This window comes from Sulfurimonas sp. (genome assembly GCF_047622445.1).
In the GTDB taxonomy this organism is placed as follows: Bacteria; Campylobacterota; Campylobacteria; order Campylobacterales; family Sulfurimonadaceae; genus Sulfurimonas.
The window spans coordinates 1-5,991 of the sequence record NZ_JBLHOE010000108.1 but is presented as its reverse complement, the minus strand read 5'-3'; the positions used below and the strand labels follow the sequence as shown (position 1 = coordinate 5,991).

Annotated in this window: 8 protein-coding genes; 5 read left to right on the top strand and 3 right to left on the bottom strand. The window is 32.1% G+C overall.

All coding sequences use genetic code 11. The annotated features are described in order from the left end of the window. Positions 1-192: 192 nt before the first annotated feature. Positions 193-873, top strand: coding sequence for a nitroreductase (locus tag ACI9TV_RS15665; protein ID WP_415251756.1), 681 nt, complete (start codon positions 193-195; stop codon positions 871-873). Positions 874-883: 10 nt separating this feature from the next. Here the strand turns inward: ACI9TV_RS15665 and ACI9TV_RS15660 are convergent, their stop codons facing one another. After that, positions 884-1,741 carry a 1-aminocyclopropane-1-carboxylate deaminase gene (locus ACI9TV_RS15660; protein ID WP_415251755.1) on the bottom strand — a complete coding sequence of 286 codons (858 nt, stop codon included), beginning with the start codon at positions 1,739-1,741 and terminating at the stop codon, positions 884-886. Then, complete coding sequence (locus ACI9TV_RS15655; protein ID WP_415251754.1) at positions 1,742-2,566, bottom strand: peptidylprolyl isomerase; 825 nt, start codon at positions 2,564-2,566, stop codon at positions 1,742-1,744. Positions 2,567-2,773: 207 nt separating this feature from the next. Here ACI9TV_RS15655 and nth point away from each other — a divergent pair, with 207 nt between their 5' ends. Both nth and ACI9TV_RS15645 read left to right on the top strand, forming a co-directional pair. Further along, positions 2,774-3,424 (top strand): endonuclease III, encoded by a 651-nt coding sequence (gene nth, locus ACI9TV_RS15650; RefSeq protein ID WP_415251753.1) that lies wholly within the window; start codon positions 2,774-2,776, stop codon positions 3,422-3,424. A gap of 24 nt (positions 3,425-3,448) precedes the next feature. Continuing rightward, positions 3,449-3,706, top strand: coding sequence for a hypothetical protein (locus ACI9TV_RS15645; RefSeq protein ID WP_415251752.1), 258 nt, complete (start codon positions 3,449-3,451; stop codon positions 3,704-3,706). A 9-nt stretch (positions 3,707-3,715) separates the two neighbouring features. On the opposite strand, the gene cmoA is transcribed toward ACI9TV_RS15645, so the two are convergent. Beyond that, positions 3,716-4,423: a carboxy-S-adenosyl-L-methionine synthase CmoA gene (gene cmoA, locus ACI9TV_RS15640; RefSeq protein WP_415251751.1), complete on the bottom strand. Its 708-nt coding sequence runs from the start codon at positions 4,421-4,423 to the stop codon at positions 3,716-3,718. Between the two features lie 95 nt (positions 4,424-4,518). On the opposite strand from cmoA, the gene ACI9TV_RS15635 reads away from it, so the two are divergent. Next, positions 4,519-4,821: a hypothetical protein gene (locus ACI9TV_RS15635; protein ID WP_415251750.1), complete on the top strand. Its 303-nt coding sequence runs from the start codon at positions 4,519-4,521 to the stop codon at positions 4,819-4,821. Positions 4,822-4,898: 77 nt separating this feature from the next. Beyond that, positions 4,899-5,825 carry an exopolyphosphatase gene (locus ACI9TV_RS15630; protein WP_415251749.1) on the top strand — a complete coding sequence of 309 codons (927 nt, stop codon included), beginning with the start codon at positions 4,899-4,901 and terminating at the stop codon, positions 5,823-5,825. Positions 5,826-5,991 lie beyond the last annotated feature (166 nt).

Sequence of the window (5,991 nt, the reverse complement as noted above, 5' to 3'; positions counted from 1 at the left end):
CATATTATGTGTTAGTTTTTCAAAAATATTATTCATTGTAAATCCTTTTAATTATACATTTATTATATCATATTGAGTCACTTAGTGTCAAGTTAACTTACTCTTTATTACTCATGGTAAACTTTTGCCATCATAGAAAAGTACAAGCTCTCTTATGCTATAATAGTGCAAAATAATTTTAGGACACCAAATATGCCCACAGTTACAGAAACTTTACACTCTCGTTCATCTAAAAGAGCGTACCTACCAAAACCTGTACCAAAAGAGATTCAAGAAAAAATTTTAAATGCAGCAGCAATGACACCAAGTGGTGCAAATATGCAACCATGGAAAGTAATAGCTATAAGCAACAAGCAAGTTTTACAAAATATAGGTGATGCGATAATAGAAAGAATGGGTGAAGGTTTTGAGCACGACCAACATATCCAATACTATCCTGTAAACTGGATAAACCCTTACAAAAAAAGAAGAATTGTAACTGGTTCTGGCCTTTATAAGCTAATGGAAGTTGATAGGAAAGATGATGACACACGTCTTAAAATGTGGCACGACAATTTTAAATGGTTTGGTGCTCAGACTGTGTTTTTTGTATTCACTGATAATGCAAATATTGATGGTGCGCAAGGTGCTTTAATTGATTGTGGGGCATATATGCAAAGTGTTATGCTTGCTGCACAAGAATTTGGAATAGATTCTTGTCCACAAGGTTCCACTACAGAATTTGGTAAAGTTGTATCCAGAGTTTTAGAAATGCCAGACAACCTTTCTCTACTATACAGTGTAGTCCTAGGCTATGAAGATAAAGAAGCTAAAATCAATACATACCAACCTAAGCGTGCATCATTAGATGACACGGTTACATTTATCGACTAAAATCCATAGATTAAAGGAGCAATCCTTTTTTCTCATACCTTTTTAACATACTTACATTACCACTCACTCCACCACTATGAATATATAATACCTCTTCATCAACTTGTTCTAATAATACTTTGAACATCAAGGGAGCATATAATAAATCAAATTCTATTCCAGCATCTAAAATTTGCTTGTATATTGAATAAAACTCAGAATATGGTTTCGCAAAATGATACTTTTTACTAGACTCTAGAATAATTAAGTTATCTGGAATTGGATGTAAGGCTAGCATCTGTTCTCTTAAGTACTTACTGTCTCCTACACATGGCGTTGTGTATATTTTGTATTCAGGTAAGGATAGAGCTAAATAAAGTGCGGTAGTCCCTGTTCCTGATGGAGTAGCCAGTGAATAAACACCAATATCAGCATCTCTAATCTCCTCAGCTAAAACTTCTAAACCAATTTTGGCTAAAGTATCTGCACCACCTTGATTAATTAGTAAAGTTTTTTCATCTCTACTTATTTGTAATGAGGCGATAAACTCTCTATAGTACTCATGTTCAATTTCTACATGATCCATTCCAAGCTTCAGTGACTCCGAAAAATTTCCATATTTTTCTTTCTTTAAAGTTTCGCTCATAGGTTTAGAGTAATAGAGAAACTTCCAATCTTTTTTATTACACATGGCAGCAATAGCTAACATTGCATTAGATTGTGTTCCACCATAAGAAATTATTTTGTTATAAGTAGTGTGTGAAGTTTGAAGAAGTGCGTAGAGTTTTCTAAATTTATTACCTGCTAAAAAAGGGTCTATAAGATCATCTCTTTTAACAAAAAAATGTCTTCCATCCAAAAATATTTCTGAGATGGAAGAAGGCGTCATTTACTTAATTGTAGCTTTTGCCTGAAGTTTTTTCATTGTATCTGCAATCGTTGTTTTAAATTTTTCTAATTTTAATCTTTGTTCAATAAAAGACTTTACCTCAACAAATGACAAATTTTTAGCAGCTTTTTTATCTTCTAAATAAATTATATGATAACCAAACTGTGTTTTAACAGGTTGTGAAATTGTTCCAACTTTCATAGAAAATACTTTATCATTAAATGCAGGCACCATTTGACCTTTTGCAAAAGATCCTAAATCTCCACCCTTTGGTCCACTTGGTCCAACAGATTTTTCTTTAGCTAAAGCAATAAACTTCTCTTTAAGCGCCTTACCTTTAAGTTTTAAATCTTTTAAAAGTGAATCTGCTTCTTCTTTTGTTTTTACTAGGATGTGTCGAGCATGAACACTATCTTGTTCTTTAAACTCTCCTTTGTTATCCTTATAGTATTTTTTAGATTCTTTTTCTGATACTTTAACTTTGTCCATCTGCTTTTTTTGCCAAATCTGAACTGCTATCTCTTTTTTTACTTTTTCTTGAACTTTTTTATATTCAGCTTTAAAATCTCTAGAGCTTAACACTCCTGTCTTTTTAGCATCACTATAGATTAATTCTTTCGCAACAAGCTGCTCTAGTACTTGTCTTCTGAATTCTGCTTGTTTTTCTGGTGGAACTTGATTAAATCTTCCTTGTGTTGCATTCATTAGTGCACTATCAACATCACTTTGTGTTATATCCGTGCCATTAACTGAGACAAGTGTCTGAGCAGAAAGAATTGAAGTTGTTAAAAGCATTACAGATATGATTTTCTTGCTAATTTTCATGTAAAAAAGTCCTTGTTTTCGTATATGCGGTAATTGTATATCACTTATGCTAATAGTTATTAAACAGCTAAAGCTTTAAGATGTTTGCTAGGCAGATTCTCAATTTTTCTATATAAAGTTTTATTTCATGATTACGTCGTTATAAAAATAAATCTGATAAAATGTCATTTATATTAAAAACTAGAGTTTAATGCAGGGAGGCACTAAATGCCGCGCGTAAAAAAAGCAACAAAAAAAGAAATTATTGAGATCCACCAAAGATTTATAGATAGGTATAGTGATGCCGTAACTGAGTTAGAATATAAAAATGCTTATGAACTAGTTATAGCAGTTGCACTCTCTGCACAATGTACAGATAAAAGAGTAAATATCATTGCTCCTCCTTTATTTTTGAAATATCCGTCTGTATATGAGTTAGCACAAGCTGATATTACAGAAGTAAAGTCCCTCCTTAACTCTTGTTCGTTCTTTAACAACAAAGCTAAAAATATAATAGCCATGGCACAAAGAGTAGTTGAAGTTTATGATGGTGAAATACCAATGGATGAAAAAGAATTACAAAGTCTCGCTGGAGTTGGACAGAAAACTGCAAATGTCGTGATGATCGAGTATACTGGTGCAAATCTAATGGCAGTAGATACACATGTATTTCGTGTTTCGCATAGATTAGGGCTTAGTGATGATAAAACAGCCATAAAAACAGAAGCAACTTTAGTTAAAAAATTCAAGAATAACCTGCATGCACTTCACCAAGGTATGGTTCTCTTTGGTCGCTACATCTGTACTGCCAAAAATCCAAAATGTGATGAATGCTTTTTAACAGAGTTTTGTAGAACAAAAGAAACCTTTAGAGTTTAGGTATGAGAGATGCTTAATTCATATATGATAAAAATACTATTACCTATAATTGCTCTACTTTTAAGTGCTTGTGTGAATAAACGTGGTGTTTCATTGCAATACTATGCTGATTGTAAAGAATACTATGACTTACAAGGTTTCTACCATAAAGATTGTGATGATGAACTTTTTACACATAAAGAAGCATATGATAAGATTAAAGATACTGGTGGAAAAATCATTGACACCTATACAGGAAAGAAGAAAAAAGAGGTATCTAAACCTCAACCTAATGTTTGGTAGAGTTACTTTCTATTTAACAGCTATAAAAGTACAAAAGTTTGCCCAACGAAATACGACTTCACAATGAGAAAATCCACAATTCAAGGCCATTTTGATGTTTTCTTCTTCACTGTATGGCACAAGTACATTCTCTAGAGCTTCTCTTTTTTGCATAATTTCATACTCTGAATAGCCTTGCTCTTTTTTAAAATCATAATAACACTCGATAAGATCTTTGTTTAATTTTGAGTGATGAGAAATAACTTTTTCGCTAAAAATAAAGAGACCTTCTTTTTTGAGTGAAGCAGCTATTTTTCTTACTAACTCTTCTCTTACTAGTGGTCTGATAAACTGTAATGTATAGTTACTAACAAATACATCAGCCTCTTTATACTCATACTCCAAGATATCTGCATTAAGTACTTTAATATTTGCTCCATATGCTTCACACTTACGTTTTGCTTGCTCTAGCATAGCTTCTGAATTATCAAGACCTATAAGCTCGACTTCTTCCTTTAACCCTCTGTGTATGTTTAAGAGTAATGAGGCGGTAGAACAACCAAGGTCATACAAGCGACCTCCACTCGGAAGTTGTTTAAGAGCAAAAAATTGAGTAATTTTTTGACTCTCTTTATAGAAGGGTACACTTCTTTGTAACATATCATCAAAAACAGCCGCTACTTCTGCGTCAAATTCAAATTGTTTCTTGATTGGTTTACTGAAAACTTTATCATTCATTTATATTCCTAATAGCTAATTTTAACAAAATTCTTATGATATAATCAAATTATACGACTTAATATACAGTTCTTAGATTAATAATGAGAGGTACCATGGATATAGAACTAGAAACTTCCACACTTATGATGATAGTTTTCATATTTGCTTTTATAATCAGTATATGGAAAATCTACCCTTTTTTGCAAACAAGAACCTTAGCAGATGATGACACAACACTTGAAGCTCAAGCAGAGCTTGTAAAGTTTGTCTTAAAACATCTAGGCGATGAGGATAAAGAAACTGTTAATACTAAAGAGTTATTAGAGAAAATTAAAAATGATACAGATTTTAATAAAGAACACTTTTGGAGATTTAATCAAAATAAGTTAAATCAACTACTCAAAAAGTTAGATTAAAACTGCTTTAGCTAAAGCTTTATAAACACAAAGATTTGGATATAATTATTAATAGATCAATTATTAAAGGAAATAATATGTCAGGTAAGTTTAGACTAGTAACTAGAAGCGATATGGATGGATTAGTGTGTGCAGTTATATTTAAGCAACTCAAAATGATAGATGAAATTATATTTGTGCATCCAAAAGATATGCAAGATGGAACTATAGAAATTACTTCAAATGATATAATTACAAACTTGCCATACTATGCTAATGCACATTTAGTGTTTGACCATCACGAAAGTGAAGCTATGAGAAACTCTGAAGCTGATAATTACTTCATAGATCCAAAGGCACCTAGTGCAGCTAGAATTGTCTATGAGTATTATGGTGGAGCTGAGAAACTACCTGCAATTTCCGTAGATATGATGGAAGCGGTTGATAAGGCTGATGCCGCACAATTCACAAAAGAGGATATTCTTAATCCAAAAAGTTGGGAATTACTTAGTTTCTTAATGGATTCAAGAACTGGACTTGGTAGATTTAGAGAGTTTACTGTTTCAAATTATAAGCTTATGATGGATCTTATTGACTACTGTATAGATCATAGTATCGAGGATATAATGAAGCTTCCCGATGTTGTTGAGAGAGTTGAGCTATTTAATAAGTATACTGAAGATTTTAAAAATCAGCTTCTTCGGTGTTCAACAATTCACAATAATCTAATCGTACTTGATTTAAGAGAAGAAAAGATTATCTACCCTGGTAATAGATTTATGATTTATGCACTCAATCCTGATACAAATATATCTATACATGTTCTTTGGGGATTTAAGAATCAAAACACAGTATTTGCGACAGGAAAATCTATTGTAAACAGGAGCTCAAAAACAAATATTGGAGAGTTAATGTTCAAATATGGTGGGGGTGGTCACAAGGCTGCTGGTACCTGCCAAATAGATAATAATAAATCTGAAGATGTTTTAAAAGAGTTGATAGAAGCAATTACAAATGATGGATAGATTATATACTTAGTATATTAGCCTCTTTATAAGAGAGGTTAATATCTAACATACTTTCTATCTAATCCATTTAAATCTTTAAAAGCCTCTTCAACTCTAGAAACCAAAGTTTTTTGTCCATCTCTTAACCATTTTCTAGGGTCATAATACTTTTTGTTTGGCTTAT